This is a genomic window from Enterobacter cloacae complex sp. ESBL7, assembly GCF_041679625.1.
GTDB classification, from domain to species: Bacteria; Pseudomonadota; Gammaproteobacteria; order Enterobacterales; family Enterobacteriaceae; genus Enterobacter; species Enterobacter asburiae_B.
Genome location: NZ_JBGORN010000001.1, coordinates 385,635 through 401,286 on the forward strand (window position 1 = coordinate 385,635; position 15,652 = coordinate 401,286).

A 15,652-nucleotide genomic window follows, 5' to 3' on the forward strand; every position below is an offset into this window, starting at 1 on the left:
AGGGGGTGCTCCCTCTCCCTGTGGGAGAGGGCCGGGGTGAGGGCATCAGCCCGCACGCTTCCCCAGCGGCACCACCAGCGGCGTACCCGCCACCGGATCGTCAATAATCATGCAGCGCATGCCGTAGATCCGCTCGATCAGCTCCGGCGTCACAATCTCCTTCGGCGCACCCTGCGCCACGATCTCACCGTCGCGAAGCGCAATCAGATGCGTCGCATAGCGGCACGCCTGGTTTAAGTCGTGCAGCACCGCCGCCAGGGTATACCCCTGAGTGCGGTTCAGCTCGCTCAGCAGCTCCAGCAGGTCAATCTGATGGCTGATGTCGAGCCAGGTTGTCGGCTCGTCCAGCAGCATGATCGACGTTTCCTGTGCCAGCACCATCGCGATCCACGCCCGCTGACGCTGCCCGCCGGAGAGGGTGTCCACGCTCTGCTGGGCAAGATCGGTGATGCCCGTCGCCTGCATCGCGCGGTTCACCGCCTCGTCATCCTCTTTGCGCCAGCGGGTAAACAGCGGCTGGTGCGGGTAGCGTCCGCGCGAGACCAGCTCCTGCACCGTGATGTCGCCCGGCGTGGTGGCGTTTTGCGCCAGCAGACCGATGCGCCGTGCTACCTCTTTGCTGGCGAAGCGCTGGATCTGCTCCCCGTCGAGGAACACGCTGCCTTCAGCCGGCGTCATCAGGCGGCTCAGGGTGCGCAGCAGGGTCGATTTGCCGCAGCCGTTCGGGCCGATAATCGCGGTGAAATGGCCGTCCGGAATGGCGACGGATAAGTCACGGGCAATGATTTTTTTGCCGTAGCAGAGGGTTAAGTTTTCGCCGCGCAAGCGGGTGGTTGAATCAGTCATTTCCTGCGTGACTCCTGAACGAGCAAGACGATGAGGTAAATCCCGCCGAGGCTGACGGTCACCACGCCCACCGGCAGTTGATAAGGCATAAACAGCCGCTGGGCGCAGAGATCGGCGGCCAGCAGCAGCAGCGCGCCGCACAGCGCCGCCTGGGTTAATCCCCAGCGCGCCGTGCCGCTAAGTCGCCGGGCGATGTGCGGTGCCACGAGGGCGATAAACGAGATTGGCCCGGCAATCGCGGTGGAGGCGGCGGTCAGCAGTACGGCGACCAGCATCAGCATCAGGCGCGAGCGCTCGACGCCCACGCCCAGCGCGCAGGCGCTGTCGTCGCCCATCTCCAGCAGACGCATGCGCCGCACCAGCAGCAGCGCGCCGATAAACATCAGCAAAATCAGCGGCGCGGCGGGCCAGGTTTTGCCCCACGTCAGGCCGTTGAGCGATCCGGCGTACCACAGCCCGGCGGAGAGCGCGGTTTCCAGCGAGGCCTGCAGTAAAAGCCAGGTGTTAAAGGCCATCAGCATGGCGCGGATGCCGATCCCGATGATGATCAGGCGAAAGGTGTCGATACCGTTGCGCCAGGCCAGCGCCCAGATCAGTAATGACGTCAGAATGCCGCCCGCCATCGCCGTAAAGGCAATGGCCGTCAGGTGCTGACCAAATAGCACCATCGCCACCAGCACGCCGCTCCAGGCCCCGGTGTTAAGGCCCATCACGTCCGGGCTGCCGAGCGGGTTGCGCATCAGCGACTGGAATATCGCACCGCTCACGCCGAGCGCCGCGCCGACCAGAATCGCCATCGCCACGCGCGGGAGGCGCCACTCCGTCACCACCATGGTGATGTTGCGCGGCGCGCTGCCGAGCAGGGCGTTGAAGACCTGAGCAAAGTCGAGCGTCACCGCGCCGCTGCGCAGGCTCCAGACCGCCAGCAGCAGAATGGCAATACTCAGCAGGCAGATGCTGGTGAGTAAACGACGGGACGGGGCCATCATGCGCCACCTCCGCGTTTACGGCGTACCAGGAAAATCAGCACCGGCGCGCCGATAAAGGCGCTGACCACCGAGACGCGCAGCTCGCCGGGCACCAGCAGGCGGCCCAGCACGTCGGCAAACAGCAGCAGGGCAGGGGTCGCCAGCAGCGTGACCGGCAGCGACCAGCGGTGATCCGCGCCCACCAGCCAGCGCGCCATGTGCGGCATCATCAGGCCAATAAAGGCGATCGGGCCGACCACGGCGGTCGCGCTGCCGCACAGCACGGTGATGGCGAACAGACCAATCAGCTGCGTGCGCGCCACGCGGTTGCCGAGGGCGGTCGCGGTGTCGCTGCCGAGGCTCAGGCTGTTGAGCGACCGGCTTAAAAACAGCGCCACGGCGGCGGCGATAATGACCGGGATCGCCACCACTTTTAGGGTTTCAAGGGTGCGGATATCCAGCGAACCGGCCTGCCAGAAGCGCAGCTGGTCGTAGACGTCCGGGTTGAGCAGGGCAATGCCGTTGGACAAACCTTCCAGCACTGCCGCGAGCGCTACGCCCGCGAGCGTCAGGCGTACCGGGCTCAGCTGCCCGCCGCCCTGGCTGCCGGTAAAGGCGACCACCAGCGAGGCGGCCAGCGCGCCGCAGAAGGCCATCGCCAGCTGCTCGGAAGGAGATGTCAACCCGAACAGCGCCGCGCCGAGCACGATGGCAAAGCTGGCGCCGGAGTTAACGCCGAGAATGCCGGGGTCCGCCAGCGGGTTACGGGTGAGGGTTTGCATCAGGGCACCAGCAAGGCCGAGCGCGCCACCGGCCAGCAGTCCGGCAAGCGTGCGGGGCAGTCGGGCGTCGAGCACGATGACGCAGTCGGCGCTCTGGCAGGTGCCGGAGAGCGCATCAACGATAACGGACGCGGGCAGCGGCTTCGCGCCGACCAGCAGGCTGAGTGCAGTCGCAAGGATCAACAGCAGCAATAAAACGGGCACGGCAACGGCGCGCATCGAAGAAGAGGAAAACGACATAGCAACATCCATGATTTGATAATGATAGTGATTATCGTTATCTATCTTATTTGGCTATGTTAGCATGTGCGCCCATGGAATGGGTAGAAATAGACTCAAGGCTTTGTCATGAATCAAAAATCCTGGCTGCTCAACCTCAGCCTGCTGAAAACGCACCCGGCGTATCGCGCCGTTTTTATCGCTCGCTTTATCTCCATTTTGTCCCTCGGGCTGCTTGGCGTCGCCGTGCCGGTACAGATCCAGACCATGACCCACTCCAGCTGGCTGGTGGGGTTATCCGTCACCTTAACCGGCGGGGCGATGTTCATCGGCCTGATGGTCGGCGGCGTGCTGGCGGACCGCTACGAGCGTAAAAAGCTGATCCTGCTGGCGCGCGGCACCTGCGGCGTGGGCTTTATTGGGCTGTGTCTGAATGCGATGCTGCCGGAGCCGTCGCTGCTCGCGATTTATGCCCTGGGGCTGTGGGACGGTTTCTTCGCCTCGCTGGGCGTGACGGCGCTGCTGGCGGCGACGCCCGCGCTGGTCGGGCGCGAGAACCTGATGCAGGCGGGGGCGATCACCATGCTCACCGTGCGTCTGGGCTCGGTGATTTCGCCGATGGTGGGCGGCCTGCTGCTGGCGACCGGCAACGTGGCCTGGAACTACGGGCTGGCGGCGGCGGGAACCTTTATCACCACGCTGACGCTGCTGCGCCTGCCGCTGCTGCCGCCTCCGCCGCAGCCGCGCGAGCATCCGCTGAAATCGCTGATGGCCGCGATTCGTTTCCTGTTCAGCAACCCGCTGATTGGCGGGATTGCGCTGCTCGGCGGCCTGCTGACCATGGCGAGCGCCGTGCGCGTGCTGTACCCGGCGCTGGCGGGAGAGTGGCAGATGAGCGCCTCGGAGATTGGCATTCTCTACGCCGCCATTCCGCTCGGCGCGGCGTGCGGGGCGCTGACCAGCGGCAACCTGGCGCAGGGCGCGCGTCCGGGGCTGATTATGCTGCTTGCCACGCTGGCCTCGTTTATCGCCATTGGGTTCTTCAGCCTGATGCCTGTGTGGGCGCTCGGGGTGCTGTGTCTGGTGATTTTCGGCTGGCTGAGCGCCATCAGCTCGCTTTTGCAGTACACCCTGATCCAGACCCAGACGCCGGAAGGGATGCTCGGGCGCATTAACGGTCTGTGGACGGCGCAGAACGTCACGGGCGATGCGATTGGCGCGGCGATCCTCGGCGGGCTGGGGGCGATGATGACTCCGGTGGCCTCGGCGAGCTGCGGCGGGTTTGTACTGGCAATTATTGGCGTGGTTTTATTCATGTCGTTGGCAGAATTGCGCCGATTCAGGCAGGAGAGTGCTCCGGTGTGATTTGCCGGGTGGCGGCTGCGCCTTACCCGGCCTACATTTTGCACCCGTAGGCCCGGTAAGCGAAGCGCCACCGGGCGCAGCTGTTACCCAAAGATTGCTTCTAAACGCTGCAACACCAACATCGCGCTGTAATAATCCAGGCGGAACGTCTCCGTTCCCAATGCCCAAACCCGTTTGTTTTTCACCGACGGCAAATGCGCCAGCAGCGGGTTGGCGTAAATCGCATCCACGTCTTTCTGGTCGCCGGCAAACACAAACAGCCCTTCGCCGTTCAGCCCCGTCGCCAGGTTTTCACCGCCCAGCTGAATAATGTCGTGGCGTTTGCCCTGGCTTTTAGAGGTGTGCAGTCCGGCGGGCAGTTCCGCCAGCGTAAAGCCCAGCTGGTGCAGCAGCTTGCCTTGCGCCGATTCCGCAGTCCACAGGTTGGCGCTGTGCGCGGCGGCGGTGTAGACGATGGCGTTCACCGGCTGCGGCGGCAGCTTCATCTGCTGTTTCACCTGCTCGAGCTGTTTATCAAACGCGGCAGTGCGCTCTGAGGCCTGTTTTTCCTGCCCGGTTATTGTGCCCAGCTGCGTCAGCAGTTCCTGCCAGCTCTTGTCGTCGTAGTTGATGATAAGCGTTGGGGCGATGGCGGAAAGCTGATCGTACAGCGCCAGCGCGGAATCCCCGCCGGTAGCGCTGATCAAAATCAGATCCGGCATTTGCGCGGCGACCGCTTCGGCGCTTGGCTCGCCAATGTACAGCCGCGCAACCTTGCGCTGTTTCGCAATATCGCCCCACTGACGCAAAAAGCCCTGCGCATCCGCCACGCGGTTGTTCGGCGTGGTCGCGCCGCTGGCAACGACCGGCGCGTCAATCGCCAGCAGGGAGCCAGTTAAGGTCACGCTGGTGGAGACAATACGCGTCGGTTTGCTCTCAAGCGTGTGAACGCCTCGGCTGTCGGTCACCTGACGCGGCCAGTCGGCGGCAGCGGCTGAGGCAAGTCCTAAAACAAAAAGTCCAGATAAAAGCAGGGTATTACGGAATAGGGCATGGAATTTCACAGCGCGACATCCTGTTTTCGTTGAAGATAATGCTTCTCATTTTCATGGTTGATGCGAAGGGATGCAAGCTTTTGTCGCATAAGTTATTTGTCCGACGGTTGACAGCGAAGCGATGTGGGATTAGGTTAGCCGACGAAAATATAAATGATAATCATTATTGCTTCTTTTATCATTTTGAGGAGGATGATATGGACACGTCCCTGGCTGAGGAAGTTCAGCACACCGCGACCACGCTGCAATCAGACAGCTTTTTCTTTATGTCGCCTTACCGCAGTTTTACTACCTCAGGCTGTTTTGCCCGCTTCTCTGAACCCGCCGTCGGCGGTGACGATCCGGCCGGGCAATTCCAGCAAAAATTAGCCCAGGCCTTCCGGAATGCGAAAGCTAACGGTATCGCTCATCCGGTGATGGTAGGGGCTATCCCGTTCGATACCCGCAAGCCATCTTCTCTGTTTATTCCGCAGCGCTGGCAGACCTTTTCCCGTCCGGCACGTCAGCAGTCCGCACGCTATTTTTCCGGCTCGCAGGCGCTGAAGGTGGAACAACGCACCGAGATCCCGCCGCAGACCGTGTTCGAAGAGATGGTTGCTCGCGCCGCGTCGCTCACCGCCACGCCGCAGGTGAACAAGGTGGTGCTGTCGCGTCTGATTGATATCGCGACCGACAAAAACATTGATAGCGGTGCGCTGATGGAGCGGCTGATCGCCCAGAACCCGGCGAGCTTTAACTTCCACGTGCCGCTGGAAGACGGCGGCGTGCTGCTCGGCGCCAGCCCCGAACTGCTGCTGCGTAAAGAGGGCGCGCACTTTAGCTCGCTGCCGCTGGCAGGCTCCGCGCGCCGTCAGCCGGACGACGTGCTGGATCGCGAAGCGGGCAATAAGCTGCTGGCCTCCGAAAAAGACCGTCACGAGCACGATCTCGTAACCCAGGCGATGAAGGCCATTCTGGCACCGCGAAGCCACCACCTGAGCATGCCGTCTTCCCCGCAGCTCATCACCACGCCGACGCTGTGGCATCTGGCGACGCCGGTTGAAGGTGACGCGCGTGAAAACGAAAACGCCCTGACTCTGGCCTGCCTGCTGCACCCGACCCCGGCGCTGAGCGGCTTCCCGCATGAGGCGGCAAAAGAGCTGATCGCCGAACTGGAGCCGTTCGACCGCGAGCTGTTCGGCGGCATCGTCGGCTGGTGCGACAGCGAAGGCAACGGCGAGTGGGTGGTGACCATCCGCTGCGCGCGTCTTCGCGAAAATAGCGTTCGCCTGTTTGCCGGCGCGGGCATTGTGCCTGCCTCTTCGCCGGTGGGCGAATGGCGCGAAACGGGCGTGAAGCTCTCCACCATGCTCAACGTGTTTGGCTTGCACTAAGGATCGCTCATGACCATTCCTTTTACCCGCTGGCCTGAGGAATTCGCCCGCCGCTATCGTGAAAAAGGCTACTGGAAGGATCTGCCGCTGACCCACATCCTGACGGATCGCGCGGACAGCGATGCCGTGGCGATTATCGACGGCGAGCGGCACATAACCTACCGCGCGTTTAATCAGGCGGTGAACAACCTGGCGTCCGCTCTTCAGGCGCGCGGGCTGCAGTGCGGCGAGACCGCGCTGGTTCAGCTCGGCAACGTGGCCGAGTTCTACGTCACTTTCTTTACGCTGCTGCAAATCGGCGTCGCGCCGGTGAACGCGCTCTTTAGCCACCAGCGCAGCGAGCTGAACGCCTACGCGGAGCAGATCAAACCCGCCGTGCTGATTGCCGATCGCGACCACGCGCTGTTTGCGGGCAATGATTTTCTTAACACCTTTGTGGATGCGCACCGCTCGGTTCGCGTCGTGCTGCTGCGCGGCGATAAGGACGAACACGCCCTGGAAGCGGCGATTGCGCGTCCGACAGACAATTTCATCCCGAACCCGACGCCCGCCGACGAAGTGGCGTTTTTCCAGCTTTCCGGCGGCAGCACCGGCACGCCGAAGCTGATCCCGCGCACGCATAACGACTACGACTACAGCATCCGCCGCAGCAACGAGATCTGCGGAATCAATGCACACACCCGTTATCTGAACGCGCTGCCCGCGGCGCATAACTACGCCATGAGCTCGCCGGGATCGTTAGGCGTCTTCACCGCGGGCGGGTGCGTGGTGCTGGCGAACGATCCAAGCGCCACGCTCTGCTTCCCGCTGATTGAACGGCATCAGATTAACGTCACCTCGCTGGTTCCTCCGGCGGTGAGCCTGTGGCTGCAGGCGATTGCCGACGGCGCGGGCAACGCGCAGCTTAAATCCCTCAGGCTGCTGCAGGTGGGTGGCGCACGCCTCTCCGCCACGCTCGCGGCGCGCATTCCGGCGGAAATCGGCTGCCAGCTTCAGCAGGTGTTCGGCATGGCGGAAGGGCTGGTGAACTACACCGCGCTCGACGACTTGCCGGAGCGCATCATCAACACTCAGGGTCGCCCGATGTGCCCGGACGACGAAGTGTGGGTGGCGGACGAACACGGCAACCCGCTGCCGCGCGGTGAGGTCGGGCGTCTGATGACGCGCGGGCCGTATACCTTCCGCGGCTATTTCAACAGCCCGGAACACAACGCCAGCGCCTTTGACGCCGACGGCTTTTACTGCTCTGGCGATCTGATCGCCATCGACGAGCAGGGCTACATCACCGTGCAGGGGCGCGAGAAGGATCAGATCAACCGCGGCGGCGAGAAGATCGCCGCTGAAGAGATTGAAAACCTGCTGCTGCGCCACGAGGCGGTGATCCACGCCGCGCTGGTGAGCATGGAGGACAGCCTGCTGGGCGAAAAAAGCTGCGCGTATCTGGTGGTGAAACAGCCCCTGCGCGCGGTCGAGGTGCGCCGCTTCCTGCGCGAGCAGGGCGTTGCCGAATTCAAGCTGCCGGACCGCGTGGAGAGCGTGGATGCGCTCCCGCTGACGCCGGTCGGCAAAGTCGATAAGAAACAGTTGCGCCTGTGGCTTGCTGAACGCGCCCGGGGCTGAGGAACAGAGTATGGCCATTCCAAAATTAACCGCTTACGCGCTGCCGACCGCCGCAGAACTGCCGACCAGTAAAGTGAACTGGGCGTTTGAGCCTGAACGTGCCGCGCTGTTGATCCACGATATGCAGGAGTATTTCCTGAACTTCTGGGGCGAAAACAGCGCGATGATGCAGCAGGTGGTGGCGAATATCGCCCGACTGCGCGCTTACTGCAAAGCGCACAATATTCCCGTGTACTACACCGCTCAGCCGAAAGAGCAGAGCGACGAAGACCGCGCCCTGCTGAACGACATGTGGGGGCCGGGCCTGACCCGCTCGCCGGAGCAGCAGCGCATTGTCCGCGAACTGACCCCGGACGAAGCGGACACGGTGCTGGTGAAGTGGCGCTACAGCGCGTTTCACCGCTCGCCGCTGGAGCAGATGCTGAAAGAAACCGGCCGCAACCAGCTGCTGATTACCGGCGTTTACGCCCATATCGGCTGTATGACCACCGCCACCGATGCCTTTATGCGCGACATCAAACCGTTCTTTATCGCCGACGCGCTGGCGGATTTCACCCGCGACGAGCACCTGATGTCGCTCAACTATGTGGCCGGACGCTCGGGCCGTGTGGTGATGACCGACGAGCTGCTGCCGTCCGTTCCGGCGACCAAAGCCGCGCTGCGTGAGCTGATTCTGCCGCTGCTGGACGAGTCCGACGAGCCGATGGATGACGAAAACCTGATCGACTACGGCCTGGACTCGGTGCGCATGATGGCGCTGGCCGCCCGCTGGCGCAAAGTGCACGGCGACATTGACTTCGTGATGCTGGCCAAAAATCCAACCATCGACGCCTGGTGGGCGCTGCTGTCCCGCGAGGTGAAGTGATGGGGCTGGATTTCACCGGTAAAACCGTCTGGGTGACGGGCGCGGGTAAGGGGATTGGCTACGCGACGGCGCTGGCGTTTGTGGAGGTGGGCGCACGGGTGACCGGCTTCGATCTGGCGTTTCCGCTGGGGGATTATCCGTTCGCCACTGAAACCCTGGACGTGGCGGATGCCGCGCAGGTGCATGAAGTGTGCGGGCGGGCGCTGGCGTCGCTTGAACGGCTGGACGTGCTGGTCAACGCGGCGGGCATTCTGCGCATGGGGGCGACGGACCAGCTTTCGCAAGAGGACTGGCAGCAGACCTTCGCGGTCAACGTCGGCGGCGCGTTCAACCTGTTCCAGCAGACGATGGGCCAGTTTCGCCGTCAGCAGGGCGGGGCGATAGTCACCGTGGCGTCCGACGCGGCACACACGCCGCGCATCGGCATGAGCGCCTACGGCGCGTCGAAGGCGGCGCTGAAAAGCCTGGCCCTGACCGTCGGGCTGGAGCTGGCGGGCAGCGGCGTGCGCTGTAACCTGGTGTCGCCGGGCTCAACGGATACCGATATGCAGCGCACGCTGTGGAAAAGCGACGACGCGGAGCAGCAGCGTATTCGCGGTTTTGGCGAGCAGTTCAAGCTCGGCATTCCGCTGGGCAAAATCGCTCGCCCGCAGGAGATTGCCAGCATGGTGCTGTTCCTTGCTTCCGATGCCGCCAGCCATATCACCCTGCAGGATATCGTGGTGGACGGCGGCTCCACGCTGGGGGCGTAAGATGATCTGGAAACGTCATTTACCGCTCGAGGAGCTGAACGCGACCAGCCTGAACACCCTGGTGGCGCATCTCGGTATCGTCTATACCCGTATCGGTGACGACACGCTGGAAGCGGAGATGCCGGTGGATGCGCGTACCCATCAGCCGTTTGGCCTGCTGCACGGCGGCGCGTCGGCGGCGCTGGCGGAAACGCTGGGGTCGATGGCCGGTTTTCTGATGACCCGCGACGGGCAGAGCGTGGTGGGGACGGAGCTTAACGCCACGCACCATCGTGCGGTCTCTCACGGCAAAGTGCGCGGGGTATGCCAGCCGCTGCATCTGGGGCGTTCGAGCCAGAGCTGGGAGATTGTGGTATTCGACGAGCAGGGGCGGCGGTGCTGCACCTGTCGGTTGAGTACGATGGTGTTGGGCTAAGCCAGGCAGATCAAAGTGATCGGCTTAACACTGTGGTGTAAATCTCTGGTTTGACCACGCATTATTGCGTTTCAAAGTTGTTAAATTTTTCCGGTTGTTCTAGAAACAAAATGTAACATCTCACTGTTTCACAACAACGGACAACAACTATGAACAACTCAGGGAAATACCTTATATGGGCAGGGCTCTCCGTTGTGGGAGCCTTTGCCCTGGGCTATATCGCCCTCAACCGGGGGGAACAGATCAATGCGCTCTGGATCGTCGTCGCCTCCGTCTGCATTTATCTGATCGCGTACCGTTTTTATGGCCGCTATATTGCGAAGAACGTTCTGGGCGTTGATGCGACGCGCATGACGCCTGCCGTCCGCCATAACGACGGGCTGGACTACGTGCCGACCGACAAAAAAGTGCTGTTCGGTCACCATTTTGCGGCGATTGCCGGGGCGGGTCCGCTGGTGGGGCCGGTGCTGGCGGCGCAGATGGGCTACCTGCCGGGGATGATCTGGATCCTCGCGGGCGTGGTGCTGGCGGGCGCGGTGCAGGACTTTATGGTGCTGTTCGTCTCGACCCGCCGCGACGGGCGTTCGCTGGGTGAGCTGGTGAAAGAGGAGATGGGGGCAACCGCCGGGGTGATTGCGCTGGTGGCGACCTTTATGATCATGGTGATCATCCTCGCGGTGCTGGCGATGATCGTGGTGAAAGCGCTGACCCACAGCCCGTGGGGGACCTATACCGTTGCCTTCACCATTCCGCTGGCGCTGTTTATGGGGATTTATATTCGCTACCTGCGCCCGGGCCGCATTGGTGAGGTGTCGGTAATTGGCCTGGTGTTCCTGGTGTTCGCCATTATCTCCGGCGGCTGGGTGGCGGAAAGCCCGACCTGGGCGCCGTTCTTCGACTTTACCGGCGTCCAGCTGACCTGGATGCTGGTGGGCTACGGCTTTGTGGCGGCGGTGCTGCCGGTATGGCTGCTGCTGGCTCCGCGTGACTATCTCTCTACGTTCCTGAAAATCGGTACCATCGTCGGGCTGGCGATCGGCATTCTGATTATGCGCCCGACCCTGACCATGCCTGCGTTAACCAAATTCATCGACGGTACCGGTCCGGTCTGGACCGGTAACCTGTTCCCGTTCCTGTTTATCACCATCGCCTGCGGCGCGGTGTCGGGCTTCCACGCGCTGATCGCATCCGGAACCACGCCGAAGATGCTGGCGAATGAAAATCAGGCCTGCCTGATCGGCTACGGCGGCATGCTGATGGAATCCTTTGTCGCCATCATGGCGCTGGTCTCTGCCTGTATCATCGACCCGGGCGTGTATTTCGCGATGAACAGCCCGATGGCGGTACTGGCACCGGCTGGCACCGTTGACGTGGTGGCGTCCGCCGCGCAGGTGGTGAGCGGCTGGGGCTTTGCGATTACCCCTGATACGTTGACGAGCATCGCCAGTGAAGTGGGCGAGCAGTCGATTATCTCCCGTGCGGGCGGAGCGCCGACGCTGGCGGTCGGCATGGCGTATATTCTTCACGGCGCGCTGGGCGGGCTGATGGACGTGTCGTTCTGGTATCACTTCGCCATCCTGTTCGAGGCGCTGTTTATCCTGACGGCGGTGGATGCAGGAACCCGTGCGGCGCGCTTTATGCTGCAGGACCTGCTGGGGGTGATCTCCCCGAACCTGAAGCGTACCGATTCGCTCCCGGCTAACCTGCTGGCGACGGCGCTGTGCGTGCTGGCGTGGGGCTACTTCCTGCATCAGGGGGTAGTCGATCCGCTGGGCGGGATTAACACCCTGTGGCCGCTGTTTGGTATCGCCAACCAGATGCTGGCAGGCATGGCGCTGATGCTCTGCGCGGTGGTGCTGTTCAAGATGAAGCGCCAGCGTTACGCGTGGGTGGCACTGGTGCCAACCGCGTGGCTGCTGATCTGTACCCTGACGGCGGGCTGGCAGAAAGCCTTCAGCCCGGACAACAAGGTGGGCTTCCTGGCGATCGCCAACAAGTTCCAGGCGATGATCGACAGCGGCAAGATCCCGGCGCAGTACACCGAGTCGCAGCTGTCCCAACTGGTGTTTAACAACCGTCTGGATGCCGGGCTGACCATCTTCTTTATGGTGGTGGTCGTGGTGCTGGCGTTGTATTCTCTCAAGACCGCGCTCGCGGCGTTGAAAAACGATCAGCCAACGGCGAAAGAAACACCGTACGAGCCGATGCCTGAAAACCTGGAAGAGATTGTGACCCAGGCGAAAGGGGCGCACTAACCTGTTTGCCGGGTGGCGGCTTCGCCTTACCCGGCCTACATTTCTTCTCCGCCCTCACCCTCCGGGAGAGGGCCGGAAACAAACGAGAAACTGATTATGTTCGACACTCTATCCAAAGCAGGTAAATACCTGGGCCAGGCCGCCAAAATGATGATTGGCGTGCCGGACTACGACAACTACGTCGAGCATATGCGCGTCAACCATCCGGACCAGACGCCCATGACCTACGAAGAATTTTTCCGCGACCGCCAGGACGCCCGCTACGGCGGCAAGGGCGGGGCGAAGTGCTGTTAACCCTCTTTCGGTAAATAGAGGCTGATCTGTTCCTGCCTGCAGCCGTAGATCGCTGCCAGCTTTTCACGGGTGCGCTTTTGCGGACGGGAGTCCAGCGCTTCCAGCTGCGACACGGCGGACTGGGTGATGCCGAGTTTTTCCGCCACCTCCTGCTGGGACATGCCGCGCAGGATACGCCACGCGGCCTGCAGGCTGACGTTCTCGTTATGCATGACGTCGCACACTTCACCAGGTAATCCTACGTCATCATAACAATCGTGTTCGACTTCAATATCCTCTAGATCATCATCGGTTTCGTCGTCGATTTCTGCCATCTGTAAGCACATACGAAAGTATTCATCATAGGGAATAACGACGTACTGCGCTTTTCCGTCATCGTCCTTAATTAGCTGAACAGCCATAGGGGGCTTTCTCCTCGTGAAGGTAGGTCGTTGATGTTCTGCGCTTGACGGCCAAAACATAACAATGGTTATCGGGATCGTCCCGAAGTGTAATCAGAATGCGGTAATCGCCAACGCGTAGCCGGAATTGATTTTCTGTTGCCGATATTTTTTTGATATCGGGCCGGGGAGCTGAGCGATCGTCCAGCTCAGCAAGTTTTGCTTTGATTCTTCGCTGATATCGGCCATCGATTTTGAAAAACTCTTTCTTTGCATTCTTTGACCAGACAATCTTCATCCGTACCTCCACTGTACGCCCACACAAAGTATAAGGAAATAATAAGGCTATTAGATAAATTCCGAATTTCTAATGGGGTACTGTAGAGCGGGGAAATAACCGGAGAAAGCGGCAAAACGCGAACCGTCGAGGATGCTCGGAAACGCCTCTGCCGGGCGACAGAGGCTTGCAGGGAGATTGCGATCAGGCGTTCAAACCGCCGTCCACATCCAGGCCGGTGCCGGAGATCTGCCCGGCCGCCGGGCTGGCAAGAAACGTGACCGCCGCCGCGACGTCTTCCGGCTGACCGTAATGACCCAAAGCAATAAGCTGACGCTGAGAGTCAGCCTGTTCCCCGTCTTCCGGGTTCATATCGCTGTTGGTGGGGCCGGGGTGCACCAGGTTAACGGTAATGCCGCGCGGCCCTAAATCACGGGCCAGCCCGCGGGTGAGGGAGTTCAGCGCCGATTTGGTCATCGAGTAAACGGCAATGCCCGGCTGCGCCACGCGGTTTGCCAGACAGCTGCCGATGTTGATAATGCGCCCGCCGTCGGACATGTGCACCAGCGCTTCCTGAATGGCGATCACCACGCCGCGAATGTTGACGTTGATTAGGGCGTCAATGTCCGCCAGCGTCATAGACTCCAGCGGGCCGCCGCGCGCGATCCCGGCGTTGTTGACCAGAATGTCCAGCCCGCCAAGAGAACGCGCCGCATGGGTGACGGCATCCTGAATCGCCTGCGCGCTGGCGCTGTCGGCCTGCACGGCTTCGCTGTGTCGTCCCAGCGCCTTAATCTCATCGGCGACCGCCTGGGCTTTATCGGCAGATTTTTCATACGTAATAATCACATCCGCACCGGCGCGCGCCAGCGACAGGGCAATCGCACGACCCAACCCGCGGCTGGCACCGGTAACCAGCGCCTTTTTACCTGTTAAATCGATCTGCATGATGACCTCGTTACGAGAGTGGTAAGAATCATCATTAGGTATAGCCTGTCGGCGCGATCAACGGCTGAAGGATTCTACTTTCTCAAACGCGGCGCGCAGAACGTCAGGCGTTAACGTAACAGGTAAATAGTGAATCGACTCCACCGGGCGCAGGGTGTGGGCGATGACCCGATCCAGCTCGTCGCGGTTATTGATGTCGACGTCCAGCTCGCGAAGCGTGGTCGGCAGGTTAAAACGCTGGTAAGCCGTCACCAGCTGCGCCAGCACGTCGTCCTGGCCGAGCAGGGCGCTCTGCACCAGAATGCCGTAGGCCACCTTGGTGCCGTGCAGGTATTTCTCCGTCTGCGGCAGCACGGTTAAGCCGTTGTGTACCGCATGCGCCGCCGCCACGCGCGTATAGCGTTCGCCCAGGCCGCCGACCATCCCGCCGCCGGCGATGATTGCATCCACCACGTCCCGGAACGCCTGCGTCTGTTCGCCGCGCTGCTGGTCGGCCAGCGCCTCTTCGCTGCGCGCCAGCAGCACGTCGCGGATCGCCAGCGCGCCGTTAATGCCCAGCCGCACGGTCAGCGGCAGGTTCTCCGGCTCAGGTGCCAATACCACCGCTTCGTACCACTTCGCCAGCGTATCGCCGATGCCCGCCAGCAGATACTCCGCCGGAGCGTTAAGGACGATCTGCGGCTCCACCAGCACCAGGAAGTTGGCGTCGTCGAAGATCTCAAAATGCAGCGCCTGACCGGCATCGTTGTACCAGACGGAGAGCGGGGTCCACGCCGCGCAGGTGGCGGCAATGGTGGGGATGCCCACAAACGGCACCCCTAAGCGGCGCGCCACGGCCTTGACGGTATCCATCACCGCGCCGCCGCCGACGCCAATCACCACGCTGGCGTCGCTGCCGGATTCATTCACCAGATGGGTGACGTCGCGCTCGCTGCAGTGGCCTTTAAACAGCAGGCGTTTCGCTCCCGGCGCGTTAAAGCTCTCGGGCAGGAAAGGGCGCGCGCCTTCGATAGCGCGCTCGCCGTAAATCCACACCGCGCGGGAGAGCTGCTGCGGGGTAAAGAAGTTATCCAGCTGCGCAAGGCTTCCGGGATGAGAGAAGTAGTTCGCCGGGCCAGGCACGACGCGGATATCGGTGTTGCTCATGATGGTGTCCTTTTTGCGGAAGCGCTAACCCGATGTTATGTCTGGACATCCGGATGGCTAATAATATTTCGCTTTAACTTATGCCTTTTCCGTCGTTGTCAGTCAACCAGAGC

The 15,652-nt window shown here is 61.8% G+C and carries 16 protein-coding genes; 8 read left to right on the forward strand and 8 right to left on the reverse strand.

Going from position 1 to position 15,652, the window contains the following annotated elements:
* Positions 1-45: 45 nt before the first annotated feature.
* The 3 genes from fepC to fepD are packed head-to-tail and all read right to left on the reverse strand — an operon-like array spanning position 46 to position 2,836.
* On the reverse strand, positions 46-846 hold the full coding sequence (gene fepC / locus ACERY3_RS01865; RefSeq protein ID WP_373224975.1) for an iron-enterobactin ABC transporter ATP-binding protein: 801 nt from the start codon (positions 844-846) through the stop codon (positions 46-48).
* A complete protein-coding gene (gene fepG, locus ACERY3_RS01870; RefSeq protein WP_373225543.1) occupies positions 843-1,832 on the reverse strand; it encodes an iron-enterobactin ABC transporter permease in 990 nt (329 codons plus the stop codon). The genes fepC and fepG overlap by 4 nt, the downstream gene beginning before the upstream one ends.
* Positions 1,832-2,836 (reverse strand): Fe(3+)-siderophore ABC transporter permease, encoded by a 1,005-nt coding sequence (gene fepD, locus ACERY3_RS01875; RefSeq protein ID WP_058841257.1) that lies wholly within the window; start codon positions 2,834-2,836, stop codon positions 1,832-1,834. The genes fepG and fepD overlap by 1 nt, the downstream gene beginning before the upstream one ends.
* A 108-nt stretch (positions 2,837-2,944) precedes the next feature.
* Between fepD and entS the strand changes: the two genes are divergently transcribed.
* The gene (gene entS / locus ACERY3_RS01880) at positions 2,945-4,180 is read left to right on the forward strand and encodes an enterobactin transporter EntS (protein ID WP_058841258.1); all 1,236 of its coding nucleotides are present in this window, start codon (positions 2,945-2,947) and stop codon (positions 4,178-4,180) included.
* 83 nt (positions 4,181-4,263) lie between these two features.
* Here entS and fepB read toward each other — a convergent pair whose 3' ends face one another.
* Positions 4,264-5,223 carry a Fe2+-enterobactin ABC transporter substrate-binding protein gene (gene fepB, locus ACERY3_RS01885; RefSeq protein ID WP_373224976.1) on the reverse strand — a complete coding sequence of 320 codons (960 nt, stop codon included), beginning with the start codon at positions 5,221-5,223 and terminating at the stop codon, positions 4,264-4,266.
* Positions 5,224-5,411: 188 nt separating this feature from the next.
* Here fepB and entC point away from each other — a divergent pair, with 188 nt between their 5' ends.
* The 7 genes from entC (at position 5,412) to ACERY3_RS01920 (ending at position 12,788) form a co-directional block, all read left to right on the forward strand.
* The gene (gene entC / locus ACERY3_RS01890) at positions 5,412-6,587 is read left to right on the forward strand and encodes an isochorismate synthase EntC (RefSeq protein WP_058841260.1); all 1,176 of its coding nucleotides are present in this window, start codon (positions 5,412-5,414) and stop codon (positions 6,585-6,587) included.
* Positions 6,588-6,596: 9 nt separating this feature from the next.
* Positions 6,597-8,207 (forward strand): (2,3-dihydroxybenzoyl)adenylate synthase EntE, encoded by a 1,611-nt coding sequence (gene entE / locus ACERY3_RS01895; RefSeq protein ID WP_058841261.1) that lies wholly within the window; start codon positions 6,597-6,599, stop codon positions 8,205-8,207.
* A gap of 10 nt (positions 8,208-8,217) precedes the next feature.
* Positions 8,218-9,072: an isochorismatase gene (locus tag ACERY3_RS01900; RefSeq protein ID WP_033144898.1), complete on the forward strand. Its 855-nt coding sequence runs from the start codon at positions 8,218-8,220 to the stop codon at positions 9,070-9,072.
* A complete protein-coding gene (gene entA, locus ACERY3_RS01905) occupies positions 9,069-9,824 on the forward strand; it encodes a 2,3-dihydro-2,3-dihydroxybenzoate dehydrogenase EntA (RefSeq protein ID WP_373225544.1) in 756 nt (251 codons plus the stop codon). Before ACERY3_RS01900 ends, entA begins: the two co-directional genes overlap by 4 nt.
* 1 nt (position 9,825) lies before the next feature.
* Positions 9,826-10,239 (forward strand): proofreading thioesterase EntH, encoded by a 414-nt coding sequence (gene entH / locus ACERY3_RS01910; RefSeq protein ID WP_029740111.1) that lies wholly within the window; start codon positions 9,826-9,828, stop codon positions 10,237-10,239.
* Between the two features lie 149 nt (positions 10,240-10,388).
* Positions 10,389-12,494 carry a pyruvate/proton symporter CstA gene (gene cstA / locus ACERY3_RS01915; protein ID WP_033144900.1) on the forward strand — a complete coding sequence of 702 codons (2,106 nt, stop codon included), beginning with the start codon at positions 10,389-10,391 and terminating at the stop codon, positions 12,492-12,494.
* A 96-nt stretch (positions 12,495-12,590) separates the two neighbouring features.
* Positions 12,591-12,788 (forward strand): YbdD/YjiX family protein, encoded by a 198-nt coding sequence (locus ACERY3_RS01920; protein ID WP_006809671.1) that lies wholly within the window; start codon positions 12,591-12,593, stop codon positions 12,786-12,788.
* On the opposite strand, the gene ACERY3_RS01925 is transcribed toward ACERY3_RS01920, so the two are convergent.
* The 4 genes from ACERY3_RS01925 to ACERY3_RS01940 form a co-directional block, all read right to left on the reverse strand.
* Complete coding sequence (locus ACERY3_RS01925; RefSeq protein WP_033144901.1) at positions 12,785-13,189, reverse strand: helix-turn-helix domain-containing protein; 405 nt, start codon at positions 13,187-13,189, stop codon at positions 12,785-12,787. The two genes, ACERY3_RS01920 and ACERY3_RS01925, sit on opposite strands and share 4 nt — an antisense overlap.
* On the reverse strand, positions 13,170-13,466 hold the full coding sequence (locus tag ACERY3_RS01930; RefSeq protein WP_047749439.1) for a type II toxin-antitoxin system RelE/ParE family toxin: 297 nt from the start codon (positions 13,464-13,466) through the stop codon (positions 13,170-13,172). The genes ACERY3_RS01925 and ACERY3_RS01930 overlap by 20 nt, the downstream gene beginning before the upstream one ends.
* 183 nt (positions 13,467-13,649) lie before the next feature.
* On the reverse strand, positions 13,650-14,393 hold the full coding sequence (locus ACERY3_RS01935; protein ID WP_032661029.1) for an SDR family NAD(P)-dependent oxidoreductase: 744 nt from the start codon (positions 14,391-14,393) through the stop codon (positions 13,650-13,652).
* Positions 14,394-14,450: 57 nt separating this feature from the next.
* Positions 14,451-15,539 carry an oxidoreductase gene (locus tag ACERY3_RS01940; RefSeq protein ID WP_033144903.1) on the reverse strand — a complete coding sequence of 363 codons (1,089 nt, stop codon included), beginning with the start codon at positions 15,537-15,539 and terminating at the stop codon, positions 14,451-14,453.
* Between the last annotated feature and the right edge of the window lie 113 nt (positions 15,540-15,652).

Excerpts from the sequence above, each read along its gene's own strand:
- fepC (WP_373224975.1), bottom strand. The coding sequence starts at position 846 with ATGACTGATTCAACCACCCGCTTGCGCGGCGAAAACTTAACCCTCTGC.
- fepG (WP_373225543.1), bottom strand. The coding sequence starts at position 1,832 with ATGGCCCCGTCCCGTCGTTTACTCACCAGCATCTGCCTGCTGAGTATT.
- fepD (WP_058841257.1), bottom strand. The coding sequence starts at position 2,836 with ATGTCGTTTTCCTCTTCTTCGATGCGCGCCGTTGCCGTGCCCGTTTTA.
- entS (WP_058841258.1), top strand. The coding sequence starts at position 2,945 with ATGAATCAAAAATCCTGGCTGCTCAACCTCAGCCTGCTGAAAACGCAC.
- entC (WP_058841260.1), top strand. The coding sequence starts at position 5,412 with ATGGACACGTCCCTGGCTGAGGAAGTTCAGCACACCGCGACCACGCTG.
- entE (WP_058841261.1), top strand. The coding sequence starts at position 6,597 with ATGACCATTCCTTTTACCCGCTGGCCTGAGGAATTCGCCCGCCGCTAT.
- ACERY3_RS01900 (WP_033144898.1), top strand. The coding sequence starts at position 8,218 with ATGGCCATTCCAAAATTAACCGCTTACGCGCTGCCGACCGCCGCAGAA.
- entH (WP_029740111.1), top strand. The coding sequence starts at position 9,826 with ATGATCTGGAAACGTCATTTACCGCTCGAGGAGCTGAACGCGACCAGC.
- cstA (WP_033144900.1), top strand. The coding sequence starts at position 10,389 with ATGAACAACTCAGGGAAATACCTTATATGGGCAGGGCTCTCCGTTGTG.
- ACERY3_RS01920 (WP_006809671.1), top strand. The coding sequence starts at position 12,591 with ATGTTCGACACTCTATCCAAAGCAGGTAAATACCTGGGCCAGGCCGCC.
- ACERY3_RS01925 (WP_033144901.1), bottom strand. The coding sequence starts at position 13,189 with ATGGCTGTTCAGCTAATTAAGGACGATGACGGAAAAGCGCAGTACGTC.
- ACERY3_RS01930 (WP_047749439.1), bottom strand. The coding sequence starts at position 13,466 with ATGAAGATTGTCTGGTCAAAGAATGCAAAGAAAGAGTTTTTCAAAATC.
- ACERY3_RS01935 (WP_032661029.1), bottom strand. The coding sequence starts at position 14,393 with ATGCAGATCGATTTAACAGGTAAAAAGGCGCTGGTTACCGGTGCCAGC.
- ACERY3_RS01940 (WP_033144903.1), bottom strand. The coding sequence starts at position 15,539 with ATGAGCAACACCGATATCCGCGTCGTGCCTGGCCCGGCGAACTACTTC.